The organism is Sphingobium sp. GW821-FHT02B05, from assembly GCF_059421905.1.
On record NZ_JBWKVW010000005.1, the window covers coordinates 1 to 19,503 of the forward strand.

The window sequence follows — 19,503 nt, forward strand, 5'->3', positions numbered from 1 at the left end:
ACCGGGATTGTGCCCTGCTCTCGTAAGGCGGCCCTGATGCGGTCGCGTCGTAGCCACGGTCGGCGATCATCCGTTTCATGCCGGTGGTTTCTCTGATCAGCATGTCTGCCCCTTTCACATCCGAAGTGTTGCCGGGCGTCAGGACGAGGCGGAGTGGTCGCCCGAGGACATCGACAAAGGCGTGAATCTTCTTTGTCCGGCCGCCACGCGAGATGCCAATGGCATTGGCCCGCGCCCCCCTTTTGCGCCACCGGCGCTGCGGTGGGCCTTGATGTAGCTGCTATCGATCTGACCGGTCTCGGCGATCCAGCGTTCCTCTGTCAGCGCCGTCAAGATGCGCGTCCAGATACCCCGGCGGATCCACCGGTTCCAGCGATTGTAGACCGTCGTCGAAGGGCCGTATTCGGTGGGGCAATCCGCCCATCGGCCGCCGAATTTGAGCATGTGAATGATGCCGAAGATCACCCTGCGATCATAGACCCGTCGCGCTCCGGGCTGGTTCTTCGGCAAGTGCGGTTCGATGGCAGCCCAAGCTTCATCCGATAACAAGAACAACGAACGCGACATTCTCAGAGCCTCTTGCTTCAGCGGAGACTCCCTGAATCAATGTGCACGCCAATTTTCAAGAGGCTAATTGGGTTTGGACCCTAAATGCTGAATACTCTACTGAATTCGACAGTACCGGCTGCATCACCCGCACGCGATCGCTCCTAAATTTGGACAGCGTCACAACTATAAGATCCCCGTTCGGGTTTCACGGGCGTAATTGAATTGCGGAACCACTTTCATGACGATGGTCATATCTTGAGGAACGCGCCAATTTTATGTAATCGGCCCGTTGCGGAAAGACCCCGAGCATCAGCCCGATCCACTATATAAAAACCCCGCCAGCTTCGGGGGGAATGCTGGCGGGGTCAAAATGGTATCGGACTTTCATGTGGGGGGCGTGAAGTTAAGTCCGATGATGATATAACGGTCGTCCGCTGCCCTGGTTCCCCGGATTGATCCATAAATCTTCAGCCATCGTCGGCGCGACGATGTTCGACGGTTGGTTCAACCTGGCCGCCGGAATTCTGGCCCGGCCACAGTCCAGCATCGCTGCCTGATGCACCCAAGTGGGAAACGCAATATGCTTTGCTGCCATAACGGTGCGTCATTTCCTGCTCAGACGACCCGCCAAACCCATAGTCGGATCGCATCGGAATAGCGTGCTCCGGCGCAGACGAAGATGCTGTCATTCAGCCAGCTATAAGGCCCTGTTGGCGCGACAAATTCCGGCACGGTACGAAAATAATAGCTTGTGGGATCGACGATGTCCCCCGCTATCAACCGAGCCATGACGTCAGCGGGGCCATGTCGCAGGCCGCGATTCCGGATCTGGATGACAGTGCCGTCATGCGTTTCGATACCATAGGTGGCATCGGCCACCGTCACACCATCAGCCCTCAGCACTTGCCAATCGCTGCCGCCGCCGAGGATTTTGCCCCGGATACATGATCCTTCGATCGTGCCTGAGAGGATCGGGATGATTCGTCGAACGCCATCGGGCGTGTTGCCAATCTGAATCGGCGCGGCCAACTGCGCGGTCGCCGCGTAAACAAATTCGAGCCCCGGCCGCATGGCGTCGGCCGGTGCAGTGCCTTCAACTGACATCTGCATCCTTCTTCTCCCGGTCAAAAGGACGCGGCGCTACGCAGGATAGCACATCCTGCCGCGCGCTCAGCTGGAACAACAGATCGACGCGATCCGGCAGATCCGCAAACATATGTCGGGTCAGCCGTTCGTAATGGCTTACAAAGCGCCGCACGCCATTGTCATCCATGATTCCCGGCGCCTGGGGCTTAAGCGCCCGCAGTTTATGTTCCTGAAGCAACCGATTTTCCAGTACATGATCGAAAGAAGGAGGTTTGAGCATGATGATATGATCGATGACCGAAAAGCACCGCGCATAAGAGGTTCGCAGCGCTTGGTTCACATGACTGCGCCAGATACGATCCTTGTCCTCCTGAGCCTCCAACATGTTGATCGGAGCCACAAGGGCAGCCTCATCCTGTGGCCGGGCACCGACGCACCAGCCTTCGAACAGGATCACATCGGCCTTGCCGGAATGGCGCACCCAACTGCCCTGTGGCAATCGATCATCCAAAGCCTTGCTGAAACGCGGCATCAAGGCCTCGCGCCCGGCGACCAGTTCATTCAATATGGAAAGGCCGATTTCGATATCATGTGTCATGGGCACACCCCTTGCCCGAAACAAGGGGTGGATATCCCGCGCCAGTCTCGCCCGGACCTCCAACGGCAAATAAAGGTCATCCAGCCCGATGACGGTGGCCGATAATCCAAGATCGGGCAGAAGAACGGCTTCCAGGAATCGGCAAATGGTCGATTTGCCGCTGCCTTGCGCACCGTTCACACCCACGATTATCGTGCGTCCGGCGGAATGTCGCCATTCGCCTATCTGGCGCGCCAACGGCCGCCACCAACGATCAACCATGCCACCATAAGAGGCCGGCAATCGTTCCGCTGCGATAATATCTTCGACGCTTGTTCGCACTATAGACTATCTCGCGGTGTCCGACCGTCATTCCAGTCGTCCAGATTGGCGAGCGCGCACAACCCCATAGCTTCGCGCGTCTCTCGGGTTGCGCTGCCTAGATGCGGGAGCAGCACGGTGTTCGGCGCATCGCGCAGCCGCTGCGAAATGTGAGGTTCACCGACAAAAACGTCGAGGCCGGCACCACCAAGCTGCCCGGTTTCCAGCGCATCAATCAACGCGGCTTCGTCCACGACATCCCCCCGTGCCGTATTGATGAGGATCGCGTGCGGCGCCATGTTGGACAATATCTGCGCATCGATGATATTGTGCGTCGCCGCCCCGCCGGGGATATGCAGCGACACCACATCGCTTTGGGCCACCATCTCGCCAAGTGACGGGACATAGCGAGCGTCCAGGCGGTCCACGTCGCCCTGCGCACCGGGACGGCGCGAGAAATAGACGATGTTCATGCCAAAGCCGAAGCGGGCACGCTCGGCCATGGCCTGCGCGATGCGGCCGAAACCGACGAGTCCCAGCGTCTTGCCACGCAGGCTGGTGCCGAGCAGATGGGTCGGCCGCCAACCCGTCCATTGCCCGGCCCGCAATTCCCGTTCGCCCTCCCCCGCCCGGCGTGCCGTCATCAGCATCAGGGTCACAGCGATATCGGCTGTGGCGTCGGTCAGGACGCCGGGCGTGTTCGTCACGACGACGCCTGCCGCACGCGCTGCGGCCATATCGATATGCTCGAAACCAGCGCCATAGTTGGCGATGATCTTTGCCCGCCGCCCGGCAACGCCAAGGATGCCTGCATGCAGCTTGTCGGTGATGGTCGGACAGATCGCATCATAGTCGCACATCGCAGCCGTCAACGCGGCGTCTGTCAGCGGGATGTCAAGATCGTTGAAGGTCGCGTCATACCGCTCTGCTATCAGTGCCTCGACCCGTTCGGGCCATTTGCGCGTAACCAGTATTCGGGGCCTGTCGGACATATTGGTGGCTCAGTTCCCAGGCGCCGAAGCGGCAAAATAGGCGGTGAACGGATCGTCCGCTTGTTCGGGCGCATCACCTTCCCGCACGGTGGTGCGGCGCATGTCGCGCCGCTCGTTGAAGATATCGAAATCCCCACCACGGTGCATCGTTGCCAGATTGTCCCAGATAACGATGTCCCCCGGCTGATAGGAAACACCAAATATATATCGTGGCTGGGTCGCGAACTCGATCAGATATTTGATGAGGGCGCGCCCTTCCTCGCTTGGCAGGCCTATCACGTCCATCGCGTGACTGCCGATATAGATGGCGGTGCGTCCGGTTGCTTCCTGATGCATGATCATGGGCTGACGCGCCTTGGGCCGTCCATCAATCTCCTCCTCCGTGATCGGGAAGCCGGCAAGAAGGCGGGAATACCAGAGGGAGTGTTCGGCTTCAAATCTGCCGATTTTTTCCCGAATATCATCGGGCAGATCTTCATAAGCCGACCGCATATCAGCGAAATAGGTCAGGCCGCCTTCCTTGGGCACTTCATAAGCAAGCAGCAGCGAATAGGCCGAACGCAGATTCATGAAAGACGAATCGGTATGCCACAGCCGATCACCCTTCTTATGCAGGACCATATTTTCATCGACCAGTATTTCGCCCGTTGGCGTCAGGTTGCTGGCATCGAATATCTCCGGCGTATCGGGGTGTCGGCGCGGGCGGTTCTTCACCGCGGGCGCCGTCTCCAGATGACCGAAATGGCGGCTGAAGGCGACATGGGCCGCGTTGTCGAAACCGGTCCCACGGATGACGCATACGCCCCACTGGTTCATCGCATCCTTGATCGCTGCGAAGTCCGCCTCGCTCAGCGGCCGGCTCATGTCGATGCCGGACAGTTCGGCTCCGAAGCGGGGGGTGATGGGCGTCGTAATCAAAGCCATGATCGTTTTTTCCTTTTAGGATTTGGTCGCCACGGCTTGCGCCGGCACGACGATATTTTCTGTGGGACGGAAGCGGCCGGCCACCTGACGCTTGCCAACACGGCCAAGCAGGATGAGCGACACCGCAGACAACAAAGGCGTGGCCGCCAAAAGGACGAACAACAGGCGCGGCGGCATATTCATCGCCAGCAGATAGCCGCCGAGCAACGGCGCGAAGATCGACCCGATCTTAGCCACCGACGTTGCCCACCCCGCGCCGTTCGCGCGGATCGCGCTGGGGTAAAAAATGCCTGCGATGGAATGCATCCCGAAATGCGTGCCGCTGATCATCGCCATGCTGAGCAGGGAGAAAGTGGCCAATCCCTGTAGCGACACGGGCGCCAGGCCCATGAGCAGCAGTAGCGGCGCCGCCATGATGGGATAGATCGCAATGGCAATCGGACCCAGGCGGTCGGTAAAGCGCATCAGCGCCAGGCCCGCAAGCGAACCGCCTATCGAGCTGACCGACATGATCATCGCTGCCTGCGTCCGGGTAAAGCCGACATCTTCAAAGATGATCGGACCCCAGTTCGACTTGAAATAGACGGCCATCGAACTGCCGATATAGGCGAGCCAGAGCAGGGTGGTGATCGGGCGCAGATCGCCTTTGAACAGGGTCGTAATACGGAAATTTTTGCCGGCCGAAGCAGGCGCTTCGTCGGTCACGACGAAATGATCCTGTGGCCTGGCGCCAAGGCTCGGCGCCAGCGCGTTCAGGGCCTTTGCAATCGTTTCGGGCGATCGTTTTTTGACCGCCAGATAGCGGGCGGATTCCGGCAGTACGGCGAAGAGGAGCGGAACGAGCAGCAGCGTGGCGATGCCCGATACTATGAACACGGATTGCCAGCCATGAAGCGGCGCGAGCCATACCGTCATCGGTCCCGCGACCACGCCCCCCAACGTATAGCCCATCATGATGATGGTCACGACCGTCGCCCTGTAGCGGCTGGGCACGAATTCGATGTTGAGTGCCCAGGCAAGCGGCATCAACCCGCCCAGCGCCACACCATTAATGAAACGCAGCAACAGCAACGCCTGCATGCCGGGCGCAAGTGCCATGGCTATGCCGGTCGCACCGAAGGCCGCGACCGACGCGATGATGATGGGCCGCCGTCCATAACGGTCGCCCAGCCAACCGAATGCGATTCCCCCCAGCATCGCGCCGAACACGCCCACGGCGAATAGCTTGCCCAGAGACATGACGTCGGCGCCGAACCCGTCGCGCAGATAAGGCGCGACGAAAGAGATGACGAGCATATCGAAGCCATCGAGGAAAGTGACGGTCCAGGATATCGCGATCAGGCGAATGACGAACGCATTGATCCGCTGACGTTCGATCACGTCCGTGACTTCGATGACAATCGGGGGGCTAGGGTCGGTTGCGGTCATGCTCATATGGATGCCTCTCGCGCCAGCGCCTTATTTACCGAAATGGAAGCGCGCGCCGACCTTGAAGGCACGGCCGACCGGATCGAACAGGATCTGGTTCGTGCCGCCCGATGGTCCAGGCATCGCCGGCGGATCGCGATCGAGCAGGTTATTGATGGTGGCGAACAGCTGGAAGGTCCGGCCATTGCCGGTTTCGACATTCACCCGCGCCGTCATGTCGAGGTAGAAGCGGCTGGGAACATTATTGTTATCGACACTGTTGGGCGCAGTGACGGCGTAACCATCCTGATCGGGTCCGACGAAATTCGTCCAATAGATACCCGACGGAATATAACGACCATGACCCGTCAACTGAAACTTGCCGACCGTCCAGGTCAAAACGCCATCCAGCACATAATCGGGCACACCCGGTATCGTCCCGGTGCGTACGCCAGTCTGGCCAGCGCGATCCACAGCGCCCAGCGCATCGACCGTCGTCAATTCCCTGGTTATGTTCGCGATCAGCTGTGCATTCAGATCACCCCATGATCCGAGCGGCTGCCGATATTGGAGTTCGATGTCAAAGCCGCTGGTCTTGAGCGCATTGGAATTGAGGATGACGTCGCGCACCTGGAGTATCTGGTTATTGGCGTCTCGCGTAATCTGACTACAGAAATTTGTAGCGCCCTGCGCGCAACGATTGACCAGCGTCTGCGCGCCGAGGGCACCGATGGCATCGGCGACCTTGATGTTATAATAGTCGACCGACAGGCGCAGGCGCTGGAAAATGCCGTGACGCGGCGCGATCACGAAACCGCCGGTCCAACTGTCTGCCTTTTCGACCGACAAATCGGGATTTGCGCCAGTGATGACGAAGGGATTGGTCTGCAATCCGCCGTTTAACGGGTCTGACAGGCCGATCGAACGGAGCGTCTGCGGCCCGAACAGTTCGAAGATGTTGGGCGCGCGGATGTCGCGCGATCGCGTACCGCGCAACCGGACGCCTTCGACCGGCTCATAGACAAGGCCGGCTTTCCAGGTCGTGACCGATCCCGTCGTGCTATAATGGGTGCGGCGTACTGCGCCGTTGAGGTCAAGCGCATAGCCGATGGACGAATCGCGGAGCACCGGCACGGCGATTTCGCCGAAAACCTCCTTCACCGTTACGCCGCCCGACAGGGCCGAACCGTTGAGCGAGTAGAAGCCGTTTGCCGCCGAGATCGGATCGGCCGTACCGTCCACCGTATCCCGGCGATATTCCGCGCCCACCGCCACCGTGACGGGGCCTGCGGGCAGATCGAGCAATTCGCCGCGCACGTCTATGCCCGCGACATGCTGTTCATTGACGGTGCGTTGCAAGCCATTGCCGGTGATGTAACCCACCGCTGCCTGGCTATATTGTCCTTCGCCGAAGGGATTGAAGGGGACGCAGGCGGCATCGTCATTGCTGGCGATCGTGTCGGCATTGACACGACATATGATCTGACCGCCGGACCGCACCGCGTCCACCGCCTTTAGAAGATTAGCCTGATTGACGAGGTTGGTCGCGCGCTGGGTGAAGTTGGTCCGGCCATATTGATAGAAGCCGTTCACCGTCCACTTATCGCTCAGCTTGCCTTCTACACCCAGAACGCCGCGGTATGTTTCCGTCGTCGATGTCGCCCGGCCGGGCCCAAGGTCGAACGCCGCCTTGCCCAGGATGAAGGAGGCGACGCCATTGGCATCCATCGCCGATGCGACGGCGGCAGGGATGAAGGGATTGTCCCGCTTGATCCGACCCATCAACGTACCATTGAAGTCGCGGAAGATCGCGCCATCGACCTTACCCTTCACCCGCCCATAGGAGACGTCGGCCGTCAGCGTCACATCGTCAGTCAGGTCCGCGGTCAGGGCGCCATAAGTGGACACCCGCTCCAGCGGCACTTTGAGTCGCAAGGCGGAGATGAAACCGTTCCGCCCCTGCCCTTCGCCACCGAGCATGAAAAGCGGCCCGACCAGCGTCCCATATTGGAAGCGCCCCGGCGTCCCATCGGCCAGGAATTTGGTGCCGCGCAGCGGATCGGTAGCTGTCGTGCCAATAGCCTGCCCCGCCGCATTATAGGACCGGTTAATCAGGCCGCCGGGCGACATGGTCGAGGTGTTGACGCCACCGACGATCAGATTGGCGGGCAAGCCCCCGGCGCCGGGCGTATTGCCAAGGATCAAGGTCTGGCTGTTGCACCAGCTGCGGCTTGTGCAGGTGCCCAGCCCGTCCAGCTTTTCATATTCGACCGCGCCGATCACATGGATGCGATCGCCAATGCCCATGCCGCCCGAAAGGCTGGCGAACAGATTGCCGTCATCGCCGCGCTGGGACATGCCAGCGGCAAATTCACCGTCCAGCCCTTCCTTCTTCCGGTCAAGGACGAAGTTCACGACCCCCGCGACGGCATCGGAACCATAAGCGGCCGATGCACCTCCGGTCACGACATCCACCGTGCGGAGCAAAGAGGACGGGATAAGGTTGGTGTCGACAGATCCTTGCACGGTGCTGGGCACGAAGCGCTTGCCATCGACCAGGACGAGCGTGCGCTGCGGATCAAGGCCGCGCAGATCAAGCAGGCGCGCACCGATGTTGCCGCCCAGATTGGCCTGGGCCGCAGGACCGCTCGATGCGCGGAAACTGGGCAACTGGTTCAACGCTTCACCGACATTGGTGATACCCAGCGCATCCAGCCGTTCCGCGCCGATCGAGGTTACGGGCGTCGGCGCATTGAAGCTGGAACCCAGGCGGGTACCGGTCACGACGATATCCGTCACGGGCAAGGCCGCCGGAGCGGCTTCATTCTGCGCTTCATCGGCGGACTGGGGTGCGGCAGATTGCTGGGCCGCAGTCGCCTCCTGCGCCGCCAGGCCGGGCGACATGATCGCCATGGTGCAGCCGACGATGGCCAGGACACTCGCGTTCGTGCGCATGCGCTGCGTGCTCAATCGCATATCTATCTTCCCTCTCCTGGCCTTCTGGTGCGGCCTCGTAGGAATTTATGTATCTAGGTACATAGATTGTCAACGGCTGTTATTCTTCGACGAAGGCCACAGAAAAGCGGGTATTTTGCAGTCGCGCATGCACATCGCTATGAGCGAATCGCGAGCAAAAATTCAGTTCGCCCGCGTCGCAATAGGAATGGCATGACTTCTGATAATCCGAATCCGGCCGATCCGTTCGACAGCACGACACCCCAATATCGTGCCTACTTCCCTGAAGGATCGCGGGATGATGTCGAATTTCGGCTGACCCGCATCCTTTCGCTATCCGCGCGTCGCTGGGGAACACATGTCGAAAATCGCATGATGGCGACCACGGGCCAGTCCCGGTCCAGATGGCAAACTTTATTCGTGCTCAGCGTTGCGCCGCCGCCAATTACAACCTCCCTGCTATCGGCCCGCCTGGCCATCCAGTGGCCGCCGCTGATCAGGACTTTGAACTCGCTGGAAGCCGATGGGCTCATCTGCCGCACCGAAAATCCGACAGATAAACGGTCGCGCTATATCGAAATCACCGCCGCTGGCAGAGCCGTCGTCGAGCAGGTACAGCCCATTTTGTCGGAAATTCGATCCAGGGTGTTTGACAATTTGAGCATGGAGGAAATGGAGTTGGCGACGAGCGTATTGGAGAAGGTCGTCGCTGGTGTAAGCGAAGCGCAGGATAGCAGCGAGGGCTGACTATATCAGCGCATCCTTCACAAATCCATGGAGGCAAGATTTTGGGCTGCGGTCCACAGCGGCGAAACACGGGATTGGGGTTCAGGAGGGTTCGGATCGTCGCATGTTGCTGTCTGGGCCTGAGCAATTTGCGAAGCAGGTTGAACCAACCGCGTGCAGCAATGGCGCCTTGCAGCAATAGGGTAAAAGCCCCGATATTCGGCCAACTCCGATGATCCCGACAATCATCCGGCTCAGCGTACGACCATTGCGCCTTCGGCCTGCTCACGCAAGGGCTTCGACTGTTCCCCAATCGGATATCAGATGTTTCGCAGATTATTCGCTTCCTCCGCCCATGACATGGCTATCGACCTTGGCACGGTAAATACGGTCATACATGTTCGCGATCGCGGCATCGTGCTCAACGAACCGTCGGTCATCGCCCTGGAAACCATCGCTGGCATTCGCCGTGTCAAGGTTGTGGGGAATGAAGCCAAGCCCATGATGGGCAAGACGCCCGCCAATATCCAGGCGATACGGCCACTGCGCGACGGGGTCATCGCCGATATCGATGTCGCCGAACAAATGATAAAGCATTTCATGGCCAAGGCTGTTGGTTCGTCCGGCCGCCTTGGCCGACGGCATGCTGTGGTCATCTGTGTGCCGTCGGGCTCGACCATGGTGGAGCGTCGAGCGATACAGATCGCTGCGATGAATGCAGGTGCCTCGCGCGTGCAATTGATCGACGAGCCGATGGCGGCGGCGATCGGTGCGGGTCTGCCGGTCACCGAGCCGCGCGGCGCCATGGTCGTGGATATAGGCGGCGGAACGACCGAAGTCGCCGTCCTGTCCCTGCAAGGCATCGCCTACAGCAATTCCGTCCGTATGGGGGGAGACAAACTCGACGAAGCGATCGCCTCTCATGTACGGCGCAATCATAATCTGATGATCGGCGAAATGACCGCAGAGCGCATCAAGCATAATATTGGTTCGGCCGTTATCCCGCTCGACCGCGGACGCACGATGCAAGTTAAAGGACGTGATCTGGTGAATGGTCGGCCGGCTGAAATCACGATCAGCGAAGCGGAGATTGCAGAAGCGCTGGTCGAGGGCGTGGGCCAGATCAAGCTTGCCGTCATGTCGGCACTCGAACAGACAGCTCCAGAGTTATCGGCCGACATCATAGACGAGGGCATAACTTTGACGGGAGGCGGCGCCCTGCTTGGTCATCTCGATCAAGCTTTGTCGGATCAGACCGGTCTGGCCGTGCGGGTGGCGGACGATGCGTTGACATGCGTCGCCATGGGCGCGGGCAAAGCCTTGGAGGATGCGGCGTATAGCGGCGTGCTGACGACGGCCTAGAAAGTCTCGCGCGTTTTTCTATGGATTTGCGCACCCGGCTCTTGGCAGCGGTAGATAGTGGATCGAGTTGCCGTGCTGCGGCGGGCCGGTTCGGTGTAGCACCATCAACGGCGGTCCGCTGGCGAGCACAGCAGCGCGAGACGGGTGACATTGCCCCAAAGCCGCGCGGCGGGGATATGCGATCGCGGCGGATGGAAGAGCGGGCAGCGGACATTCTGGACATTTGGGAGGAGCGCAGGGACATCACCCTCGAAGAACTGCGTTTGGCGCTGGCGGACAAGGGCATGGACGTTTCTGTTGCCGGGTTACATCGCTTTTTTATTCGCCGTGGACTGACGCGCAAAAAAAGGCTCTCCTGAGCGAAGTCGAAGAGACAGGCCATGCGATAGAGCAAGATCGACCAGACGTCCTGAAGCAGCGTCAGGACTGGTTCGAGGGGCAACTCGATCTCGAACCGGAGCGGCTGGTCTTCATCGACGAAACCTGGACCGCGACCAATATGATCCGCAGCCACGGCCGTTGCCCCAAAGGCGAGCGGTTGCGGATGGGCTTCCCGCACGGCTACCGCAAGACCACTACATTGGTTGCCGGTCTGCGCATGACCGGCATGGTCACGACCATGGTGCTCGATGGACCGATTAACGGCGACTGGTTCGAAGCCTACGTCGCTCAGGTTCTCGTCCCGGAACTGCGGCCCGGCGACGTCGTCATCATGGACAACCTGTCGAGCCACCAGCGCGCATCGGTGCAAGTGCTCATCGAGGCCGCGGGCGCCGCCCTGCGTTTTTCCCGCCCTAAAGCCCCGACTTCGACCCGATCGAGAAAGCATTTGCCTGCCTCAAAGCCATGCTCCGTAAAGCAAGCGAACGTACCGTCAGCGGCCTGTGGAGCTTGATCGGCAAACTCATCGACATCTTCCAGCGTCAGGAATGCGCCAACTACTTCAGATCTTGTGGCTACGGACCAGAATGATCGAAAGCGTGCCGATCTACCTCGAAGGCGTGCACGGTCCGGAGGCGGAGATTGTTGCGAGGGTGGAGGATTTGGCGTCGTTTGCCCTAAACGACAACGCCGTCCCGAAGAGCGGCGTATGTAGTATGACGCTTGCGGGCAATAAAAAAACCCTGCCAGCTCAAGCGCTTGGCAGGGTATGATAGGTGGTTGCGGGAGTAGGATTTGAAGTCATTGCGCACGATATTGAAAAACAGAAAATTTTTGGATATTACATTTTATGAAGTTCAACATTACCACCAACAGTCTAATTGAACTTCATGAGACCATTTGAACCGTTATTGTTCCGATGTCAATTTTGTCATAACGAGGTCGAGATTTATCTTGCAAATGCGCCGCGATCAGTGCTATCGAGAGGATGAAGGCAAAGCTTTTTTATGCTGTTTGGCTATGCCATTCCTGCATCAGCCCTCTCGCGGCTGAAACACGGGTTCGATTCCAGCATGGGGAACGGAGTAGTAGAAGCCTTCGATCTCGACATGATAATCGAGCCCGACGCGGACCAGTTTCCACTCGGCATATTCATAATCTGTCGGCGGCAAGGGCCTGAGCGCAGGCCGATCCAGGGTCTCCAGCAGGTCCGCGTGACTGACGCCGAGCTTGCGCATCGGCCGCGTATTCATCTGTGCCATCACAATTCCGACCGCCGCGTTCGCTTCGTCCAGGGAGAAGAAGGTCTGATTGCGCAGCCGGCCCAGAATGTAAGTCTGGGCAAAGCGCACACCGGCTTCAACGGCTGCCTTGTCGCGGGGCTTTTTCGGCCGCGCCGGAAGTACGCCTAAGTCGTAATGCGCCGTCATCCGCCCTTAGCTGCGGTTGATCTCCAAGTCGTAGAAGGACGCCTTGTTCACCCCGCTTTTGAGATTGTCGGACACGATGAGCCTGGGCACGCCGTTGAGATGGGCAAACAGCCGGACGTGCGAGGCGATTCAGTCCGCCAGGGCTTGCGACCAGGTACCTCGGCGAAGGTGTAGTTCGACGCCCCCAGCACCGCGACGAAGATTTCCGCAATCCGGATTTCGCCGGTCACCGGGTCGGTAATCCCCAGCCGCTTGCCGGAATAGTCGACGAACAGCTTGTCGCCGGCCACATGATGTTGCCGCATCACCGGCGACAAGCGCTGCTGGAAAGCCCGCAAAAGCTCACAAAAGCGCGAATAGCCATAGCCCTCGGCGCAAACCCGGCGATATTCCTCCCATAAGATCGTCATCGTGACCGCCGGCCGCCGCAGATCGCGAACCAGTTGACCCCAGTTCGGCTCGGGCCGCTTGCGCACGCCCGCGCCAGCTCCGCCACCAGGTCGCGCAAACAGTTGCGCCTCCAGCACCTCGTCAGTCAGATCATCGGGCAACGGCCAGAACAGTTGCGCCGCCGCCGCGCGCTTCAGCGCGTCCTGGACCGTACTGTGCGCCGCTCCCACCGCGCGCACAATCTCGCGCGCCGACGCCCCTTTGTGATGCAAGCGCATGATGCGCCTTAGTTGTCGCATGGTCAGGATTCTCCTGGCTGGCATCAAGCCTACTGTCCTCCTTCAAAGGACCAGGCTCATGCCTCAGTTGCTGACCCGCTCGGCTGCCCTCTTGCGCCAAACTCGGTGGTCGACTTCCCGCCGGTACGGTGGCTGGTTTCCTGTCGGAACGCTGGCCGGCTTCACTTCGGTACGGTGGCCGACTTCAGCCCGGAATGGTAGCCGGCTTCGCGTCGGAACCCCTGGCCGGCTTCAATCGGAATTCGCAACTTAGTAAAGAACCGGGTCGCGCATTTTTTATAACCTCCAATCATCATTTTTCTGGAATAACGTCACGCCTATTTGGTTTCGCCCATGCCGCCCGATGCAATTGCGCGAGACATCTATAGGCTTTGCCTATGGTTATCCCCATTCACATTATTTGATCGACCAGGCTTGCCGTGCCATTGCGGTATCCGACAAAAAAGCCAGAGCGGATGCGATATAATGAATGATGGAGATGCGGCAATTTCCCGGAGGGGCGCCTTACTCGCCGGTCTGTGCACGAGCGTCAGCGTCGTTGCGAACGCGGCAAATGCCGCGCCATTCGCCAAAGGTTCCTGGCATCCAGCAATTCAGAGCCGGACCGACGTTGAAGGGCAGAGACATCCCGACGCAGGCGATGGATTGTTCACGAACCCGGTGCTCTCGGGAGATCGTTCCGATCCGAGTGTTCTCAAGGACGGGTCTGATTACTATGCGGCATTTTCTTCGTTTGTCTATTATCCCGGCGTGGTGATCTGGCATTCAATCGATCTGGTGAACTGGCAGCCCGTGGGGCCCGTTCTTGAGCGGCCGATCGGCTCAGTATTCGCCGTCGACCTTGCAAAGCACGGCAATCGATATTTCGTTTATATCCCTGTTTTTGCTGTGCCTGCTGATGGGCCTCCATCTGGCCCTCCATTCAAGATTTACGTCTGCCATGCTGCCTCAATGGCGGGGCCGTGGAGCGAGCCCATCGATATGGAGATCAATGGCTTTATCGACCCGGGACATGTCGTGGGCGAGGACGGAAAGCGCTACCTGTTCCTGAATGCCGGCCACAGAGTTCAGATCAGTGATGACGGCCTGCGTCGCCAAGGCGAAGTAGAGAAAGTCTACGATGGCTGGCCCATTCCAGACGACGTGATCATTGAAGGTTTCGCGCTTGAGGGACCCAAGCTCATGCGTCGCGATGGCTGGTTTTACATGTTTTCCGGAGAAGGCGGCACGGCAGGACCACCGACGAGCCATATGGTCGTCGTGGCGCGTTCCCGGTCGATCAACGGGCCTTGGGAAAACTGCCCGCACAATCCGATTGTTCATACCGCCAGCCGCGACGAACCCTGGTGGTCGCGCGGCCACGCGACTCCGGTGGAGGGACGAACTGGCGATTGGTGGCTGGCCTATCATGGTTATGAGAATGGCCGACGTACACTGGGTCGCCAGATGCTGCTGGAACCGTTTGTATGGGACGCGCAAGGATGGCCGCGGGCAGAAGGTGGCGATCTGTCACGGCCCATGAAAAAGCCGTTGGTGTCAGAGACTGCAACGATTAGCTTACCCCTATCGGACGATTTCACCCAAGCTTCTTATGGCAGTCGCTTGGCCTTCTACGATCCGAAGCCGGGCTATCTCGACCGCGTTCGGCTTAAGGATAGTTCCTTATGGTTGCGCGGGCAAGGCAAAGACCCCGGGGCCAGCAGCCCTCTGGCCTTTATCGTCGGCGATCCGACGTACTGCGTGACGGTGATGATCGACCTAAATATGGCGGAGCAAGCTGGGTTGTTGCTCTTCTACAACGAAAATATCTTCTGTGGGGTTGGCCTGAGCGAGGGCAAGCTACACATTTACAAAGTGGGGCACGAGCAGCTCTTTCCACCTGCTGGATCGATAAGCGCCCGTCGCCTCATAATGCGCGCGTACAATCAAGACGACGTCGTGACCTTTTCCTACAGCGTCGATGGATCGAATTGGATCAAAGTCGGATCGTTCGAAGTGTCTGGATATAATCATAATATGGGAGATGGTTTTCTCAGCCTGCGCCCGGCCCTTTTTGCTACTGGAGCAGGGGAAGCAATATTCCGCAAGCTCGAGTACAAGGCCGGGCGGGAGCCGAGATATAGCTAAATTTTGGTGCAGCTTCAGTCTGTTGCTCCGGCGGAAGTTCCTACTTGCTGGCGCTCCCATCGATAGTACGGACCTGTATGCCCAGAACAGACCTTGCGTTGCAAGCGTACGAACGGGCGTATTATTCGCAACCCGACGCTGCCGGACGCACGCCAGAACAACCGTCAAGTCCGACACCCGGTCATCATCTAACGGTCCGCTTCCAGGCATCGTAGTTCTTGCGGTTGAACGGCGACATTTGACGGATAGTGTTGAAAAACCCGCCACTGAGATCGAGGCTGGTACCAGCTTGGGCACGGTCCGGAAGGCCCGTCCCGGTTATGCGAGCGCCGGTGCGGCGGGCATCGGGATCAGCTTTGCCAACTTGCGGAGGTTTTGAGCGGTGGCTGCAAGGAGGAACTCGTCCTTTGCCCCGTTTGGCCCTCGCAGGCGCAAGCGGTCGAGCTTGAGGATGCGTTTGAGGTGAGCGAACAGCATCTCAACCTTTTTCCGCTCGCGGCGGGATGTGACATAGGCGTCGGTTTGGGACAGATCTCTTGCCAGATCCCGTGCACCCTCGTGAATTGATCGGATCACTTTGCGATTGGGCTGACCGGGGCAGCATTGCTGCTTGAGGGCGCAGGCATCGCAGTCATGTTTGCTGGCGCGGTATCGGATAAACCCGTCTTGATCGACGTCGCCCCGCAGCGCCGCAAAGTTCCTGCGGCGCGGGAACAGCTCTTTGCTGCCGGGACATACATAGAGATCATGTTGGTGATCGTAGCGGAATTCGTCGCGTTGGAAACTTCCGGTCCGGCGCCTCGCGTGATCGAAAATCGGGATATGCGGTTCGATGCCGCGCTCATGGACAAGCCAGGCGATATTGGCGGCATCGCCATAACCAGTATCGGCGGCCAGACGCTGGGGCCAGATGCCAAAACGTTCCTGTGTTCGGTCAATCATCGTTCGCTGCGCTGTCACTTCGGCGGGACGAATGGCCGTGGTGGCTTCAACATCAACAATCACGGCGTTTGCCAAATCGATGAGATAGTTGGTGCTGTAAGCGAAGAAGGCTTGCCCGCCATGGGCGCTTGTCCAGCGCGCTGCGGGATCGGCAGGCGACAGATATTTGGGCGTAATGGGCGATGCAGCCCCAAACGCTGCGGCATCGAGCACCTCCAGATACTCCCGGGCAGCATGGTTGACGATGTCCGGGGGCAAGCCCTCCTCGCCAGGCACACCGCGTTGGCGGTTCGCGTCGGCCTTGATCAGGCTGGGGTTGACGGCAAAACCCTCGCCACCGACTAATCCCTCCTCGATGCGCGTGACAGTCATTTCGAACAATTCCCCCAATAGGTCGCTATCCCGGAAGCGGCCGTGGCGGTTCTTTGAGAAGGTCGAATGATCCGGCACCGCTCCATCAAGGCCGAGGCGGCAGAACCAGCGATAGGCCAGATTGAGATGCACTTCCTCGCACAGGCGCAGCTCTGACCGGATGCCCAGGCAATAGCCAATGAGCAGCATCCGGATCATGAGCTCGGGATCGATCGAAAGGCGGCCCGTCTCGCTATAGAATGGCCGCAGCTTCTCCCGGATACCGTCCAGGTTCACAAAGCGGTCAACCGCCCGCAGCAGGTGGCTTTGCGGCACGTGGTCCTCCAGGCTGAAGCTGTAAAACAGCGCCTCCTGCATCACTGTCCGAGCACCCATCATCAGCCTGCCTCCCAACGACAGGCACAGTGAATCAGGACTATGCGATTAATGCAAGGCCGAGTTTTTCAACACTATCGACGCCTTGCCGCCAGTCATAGATTTTGGCGATAGACCTTACACGTTCGCGGTCGCCCATAAATCTTGGTGACGGAACCTGACCATCACCGGCTGTTCGACAATGACAGCTTTGGGATTAGGTCAGGAAGAATATCCCCTATTAGCCAGCCTTATTGATCGGAAAACTGGCACTTTCGTCAAGCCTCGATATTATGACCATCCACCCAAGCAGCAAGGTTTGCCAACCTTGAAGAACGGCCGGGCCTTCGCCGGAATGCTGACTGTTTCACCGGTCTTGGGATTGCGCCTCTGGCGGGTATCGCTCGCCCGTGGACTAAAGGTGCCAAAGCCGCGAAGCTCGACGCGGCCGCCCTCGCTTAGCTGGTCGATGATCGACTGGAAGACGATTTCGACGATCTTCTCGACGTCGGGCTGCGTCAGATTCGGTTTTTCGTCCATCAATCGAACAACCAAGTCAGATCGAACTATGCTTGTTTTCTCTACCCCCAAAAGTTGGAATTTCCTGCCAAAACGCGGGCTGGGCAACAATCGCTCACCAGGTGCTGCGCCGTCGAACGGTAACCTCCAGCCGAACCAACTCGGCCGCTAAGGCGCCCACGCGCAAGAGGTCGACGGGTGCTGTGGCGTTCAGTCGTGAAAATGCCCGATCGAAGATCGCAACACAGGGGTCACCGGTCAGCCGCGACGAAAATATGATGCCGTCCACGCTCGTTCTCTGGTGAAGCGCCTCGGCAAAATCTTGCCCCGCATGATGCGACCGACTGCCCTTGGCATCGGTATCGATGCCCATTTCATAAGCCGCGGCGCCCGTCAGATCGACCAGCATTAGCGGGGCGGACGTCGAGATCTCCGTGGCGAGCAGGCTGTCGAGGTAGGGGCGGTAGAGGTAGCGGCGCTCCATGCCGACGAAGCGATCCCGGATCACGGCTTCAGCCAGTGCGGTTGGAAAATCCTGCGCGGCATAGAGCGTTCGGAATGCGCCGCTGGGACTGGAGAACCGGCTCGCGCCAAAACCCGCGCCGGCCGGGGTGGAACGATGCCGATCGGGAATAATGCGCGGCCAGTCTGTCAGTTCGACCGGTCCGGTACGCGCTTCGATGCGCCGCAGATCGAGCTTCACTGATAGTCCAGCGCGCCTTCCGCCGCGCGAACCACTTCCTCGATCTTGCCCTTGCGCAGACGATCCATGGGCGCGGCGTCGTCGGTAAAGGGGTTAGGGGTCACGAGCCAGTCCCAGGCCGTTTCATCGTCGCTGAAATGTGCGCGTACGCGGTCCAGACCCTCGACGGGCGCGCGTCGATCGAACTGCCGCGTGGGATAGACATAGTTGCGAACGCCCTTGCGCAGGGCGAGGACCTTGTGCGCACGCCGCCAATTATCGAGCGAAGCCCGCGCAACCCCCAGGGCTATTGCCATCTCCCCTGCCCCGAGCGTCTCGGTCGCCGGTCGGTGGCTGGGATCATCCTCAACCGTGATGGCATCGAGCCGGAACTGCCCTTGCGCTTCGCTGACGAGCTTGCCGAGACCGCCCCCCGCCAGCTTGCGCGTTGCCGCAGTATCGCCAGCCGCCTCCAGAACCTTGCGCACCAGACGCTCAGGATCGGGACTTGAACGCTGGAGCATGTTCGCCAATTTGAGCAGGGTTGATCCGCTCAAGGCGTCAAGAAAGGATGCCACGGCATCGCGGGCATCCTGGCGGGTGGTAATCTGCGGGTGAGCCATATCGGTGTCCTTTTGTCCAATATAGCAAGCTTGTCTATTTTGTCCAGAACCTCCCGCCCAGCCTTTCAACAATGGCGAAGCCGGAACCGCCAACGTCGAGATACGGTAAAGCACCCTGCCCCCTCAAAACTGGCAAGCTTTGCTTTATTGCAACGCCAACGCTCCACCGTCATAGGCTTGGCCGATGGACGAAAAAATGAACGCTATGATTTTAAAGGTTATCGAGCGCGCGCCGCAATGGCTGCGACATGATCTGGATCCAGGGATACAGCTGCTCGCGGTCGCGCCCAGGAAACATTGGCGGCGATGATCAGCGACGCGCTTGCCAACGGAACCGCCGCGAATCAGGAGGAATAAGCGGGACACCTCCTTGTCTCTGGAGGCCGCGTACCGTTGAGATCACCGCGCCTGCCTCTCCGCCAACGCACGGTCACCCATTGCGACATTCAGCCTCCGTTCCCAAGGAGGCTCTCCCCAGGAGGCAG

General features: G+C 59.3%; 16 protein-coding genes and 2 pseudogenes. 5 read left to right on the top strand and 13 right to left on the bottom strand.

Features of this window, described 5'->3' with window-relative positions; genetic code table 11:
- From AC07UX_RS15385 to AC07UX_RS15415, 7 genes and pseudogenes are all read right to left on the bottom strand, one after another.
- Positions 1–567: pseudogene (locus tag AC07UX_RS15385) on the bottom strand (IS5 family transposase); the annotation flags it as partial.
- A 597-nt stretch (positions 568–1,164) separates the two neighbouring features.
- Positions 1,165–1,659 (bottom strand): DUF3237 domain-containing protein, encoded by a 495-nt coding sequence (locus tag AC07UX_RS15390; RefSeq protein WP_495192871.1) that lies wholly within the window; start codon positions 1,657–1,659, stop codon positions 1,165–1,167.
- Positions 1,643–2,233, bottom strand: a complete 591-nt coding sequence (locus AC07UX_RS15395) for a kinase (RefSeq protein WP_495192872.1) — start codon at positions 2,231–2,233, stop codon at positions 1,643–1,645. The genes AC07UX_RS15390 and AC07UX_RS15395 overlap by 17 nt, the downstream gene beginning before the upstream one ends.
- A gap of 320 nt (positions 2,234–2,553) precedes the next feature.
- Positions 2,554–3,525 carry a 2-hydroxyacid dehydrogenase gene (locus AC07UX_RS15400; RefSeq protein ID WP_495192873.1) on the bottom strand — a complete coding sequence of 324 codons (972 nt, stop codon included), beginning with the start codon at positions 3,523–3,525 and terminating at the stop codon, positions 2,554–2,556.
- A 9-nt stretch (positions 3,526–3,534) separates the two neighbouring features.
- On the bottom strand, positions 3,535–4,449 hold the full coding sequence (locus AC07UX_RS15405; RefSeq protein ID WP_495192874.1) for a TauD/TfdA dioxygenase family protein: 915 nt from the start codon (positions 4,447–4,449) through the stop codon (positions 3,535–3,537).
- Between the two features lie 15 nt (positions 4,450–4,464).
- Positions 4,465–5,883: an MFS transporter gene (locus AC07UX_RS15410; RefSeq protein ID WP_495192875.1), complete on the bottom strand. Its 1,419-nt coding sequence runs from the start codon at positions 5,881–5,883 to the stop codon at positions 4,465–4,467.
- A gap of 24 nt (positions 5,884–5,907) precedes the next feature.
- Positions 5,908–8,832: a TonB-dependent receptor domain-containing protein gene (locus AC07UX_RS15415; protein WP_495192876.1), complete on the bottom strand. Its 2,925-nt coding sequence runs from the start codon at positions 8,830–8,832 to the stop codon at positions 5,908–5,910.
- A 192-nt stretch (positions 8,833–9,024) separates the two neighbouring features.
- On the opposite strand from AC07UX_RS15415, the gene AC07UX_RS15420 reads away from it, so the two are divergent.
- The 4 genes and pseudogenes from AC07UX_RS15420 to AC07UX_RS15435 all read left to right on the top strand — a co-directional run bounded on the left by AC07UX_RS15420 (position 9,025) and on the right by AC07UX_RS15435 (position 12,053).
- The gene (locus AC07UX_RS15420; RefSeq protein WP_495192877.1) at positions 9,025–9,558 is read left to right on the top strand and encodes a MarR family winged helix-turn-helix transcriptional regulator; all 534 of its coding nucleotides are present in this window, start codon (positions 9,025–9,027) and stop codon (positions 9,556–9,558) included.
- Between the two features lie 303 nt (positions 9,559–9,861).
- The gene (locus tag AC07UX_RS15425) at positions 9,862–10,899 is read left to right on the top strand and encodes a rod shape-determining protein (RefSeq protein ID WP_495192878.1); all 1,038 of its coding nucleotides are present in this window, start codon (positions 9,862–9,864) and stop codon (positions 10,897–10,899) included.
- Positions 10,900–10,919: 20 nt separating this feature from the next.
- A pseudogene (locus tag AC07UX_RS15430) lies at positions 10,920–11,871 on the top strand (IS630 family transposase).
- Entirely contained in the window at positions 11,868–12,053 is a 186-nt protein-coding gene (locus AC07UX_RS15435) for a hypothetical protein (RefSeq protein WP_495192879.1), read from the top strand. Before AC07UX_RS15430 ends, AC07UX_RS15435 begins: the two are co-directional and overlap by 4 nt.
- A gap of 261 nt (positions 12,054–12,314) precedes the next feature.
- Here the strand turns inward: AC07UX_RS15435 and AC07UX_RS15440 are convergent, their stop codons facing one another.
- Complete coding sequence (locus AC07UX_RS15440) at positions 12,315–12,710, bottom strand: Mu transposase domain-containing protein (RefSeq protein ID WP_495192880.1); 396 nt, start codon at positions 12,708–12,710, stop codon at positions 12,315–12,317.
- A 47-nt stretch (positions 12,711–12,757) separates the two neighbouring features.
- Positions 12,758–13,378 (bottom strand): IS21 family transposase, encoded by a 621-nt coding sequence (locus AC07UX_RS15445; RefSeq protein ID WP_495192881.1) that lies wholly within the window; start codon positions 13,376–13,378, stop codon positions 12,758–12,760.
- 486 nt (positions 13,379–13,864) lie between these two features.
- Between AC07UX_RS15445 and AC07UX_RS15450 the strand changes: the two genes are divergently transcribed.
- Entirely contained in the window at positions 13,865–15,526 is a 1,662-nt protein-coding gene (locus AC07UX_RS15450) for a family 43 glycosylhydrolase (protein ID WP_495192882.1), read from the top strand.
- Between the two features lie 318 nt (positions 15,527–15,844).
- On the opposite strand, the gene AC07UX_RS15455 is transcribed toward AC07UX_RS15450, so the two are convergent.
- From AC07UX_RS15455 to AC07UX_RS15470, 4 genes are all read right to left on the bottom strand, one after another.
- On the bottom strand, positions 15,845–17,218 hold the full coding sequence (locus tag AC07UX_RS15455; RefSeq protein WP_495192883.1) for a transposase: 1,374 nt from the start codon (positions 17,216–17,218) through the stop codon (positions 15,845–15,847).
- Between the two features lie 267 nt (positions 17,219–17,485).
- Positions 17,486–17,764: an HU family DNA-binding protein gene (locus tag AC07UX_RS15460; RefSeq protein WP_495193014.1), complete on the bottom strand. Its 279-nt coding sequence runs from the start codon at positions 17,762–17,764 to the stop codon at positions 17,486–17,488.
- Positions 17,765–17,828: 64 nt separating this feature from the next.
- Positions 17,829–18,416: an RES family NAD+ phosphorylase gene (locus AC07UX_RS15465; RefSeq protein ID WP_495192884.1), complete on the bottom strand. Its 588-nt coding sequence runs from the start codon at positions 18,414–18,416 to the stop codon at positions 17,829–17,831.
- On the bottom strand, positions 18,413–19,018 hold the full coding sequence (locus AC07UX_RS15470) for an antitoxin Xre/MbcA/ParS-like domain-containing protein (protein WP_495192885.1): 606 nt from the start codon (positions 19,016–19,018) through the stop codon (positions 18,413–18,415). Before AC07UX_RS15470 ends, AC07UX_RS15465 begins: the two co-directional genes overlap by 4 nt.
- Positions 19,019–19,503 lie beyond the last annotated feature (485 nt).

Bases quoted from the DNA above. Each gene is read 5' to 3' on its own strand.
- AC07UX_RS15390 (WP_495192871.1), bottom strand. From the start codon at position 1,659: ATGCAGATGTCAGTTGAAGGCACTGCACCGGCCGACGCCATGCGGCCG.
- AC07UX_RS15395 (WP_495192872.1), bottom strand. From the start codon at position 2,233: ATGACACATGATATCGAAATCGGCCTTTCCATATTGAATGAACTGGTC.
- AC07UX_RS15400 (WP_495192873.1), bottom strand. From the start codon at position 3,525: ATGTCCGACAGGCCCCGAATACTGGTTACGCGCAAATGGCCCGAACGG.
- AC07UX_RS15405 (WP_495192874.1), bottom strand. From the start codon at position 4,449: ATGGCTTTGATTACGACGCCCATCACCCCCCGCTTCGGAGCCGAACTG.
- AC07UX_RS15410 (WP_495192875.1), bottom strand. From the start codon at position 5,883: ATGAGCATGACCGCAACCGACCCTAGCCCCCCGATTGTCATCGAAGTC.
- AC07UX_RS15415 (WP_495192876.1), bottom strand. From the start codon at position 8,832: ATGCGATTGAGCACGCAGCGCATGCGCACGAACGCGAGTGTCCTGGCC.
- AC07UX_RS15420 (WP_495192877.1), top strand. From the start codon at position 9,025: ATGACTTCTGATAATCCGAATCCGGCCGATCCGTTCGACAGCACGACA.
- AC07UX_RS15425 (WP_495192878.1), top strand. From the start codon at position 9,862: ATGTTTCGCAGATTATTCGCTTCCTCCGCCCATGACATGGCTATCGAC.
- AC07UX_RS15435 (WP_495192879.1), top strand. From the start codon at position 11,868: ATGATCGAAAGCGTGCCGATCTACCTCGAAGGCGTGCACGGTCCGGAG.
- AC07UX_RS15440 (WP_495192880.1), bottom strand. From the start codon at position 12,710: ATGACGGCGCATTACGACTTAGGCGTACTTCCGGCGCGGCCGAAAAAG.
- AC07UX_RS15445 (WP_495192881.1), bottom strand. From the start codon at position 13,378: ATGCGCTTGCATCACAAAGGGGCGTCGGCGCGCGAGATTGTGCGCGCG.
- AC07UX_RS15450 (WP_495192882.1), top strand. From the start codon at position 13,865: ATGAATGATGGAGATGCGGCAATTTCCCGGAGGGGCGCCTTACTCGCC.
- AC07UX_RS15455 (WP_495192883.1), bottom strand. From the start codon at position 17,218: ATGATGGGTGCTCGGACAGTGATGCAGGAGGCGCTGTTTTACAGCTTC.
- AC07UX_RS15470 (WP_495192885.1), bottom strand. From the start codon at position 19,018: ATGGCTCACCCGCAGATTACCACCCGCCAGGATGCCCGCGATGCCGTG.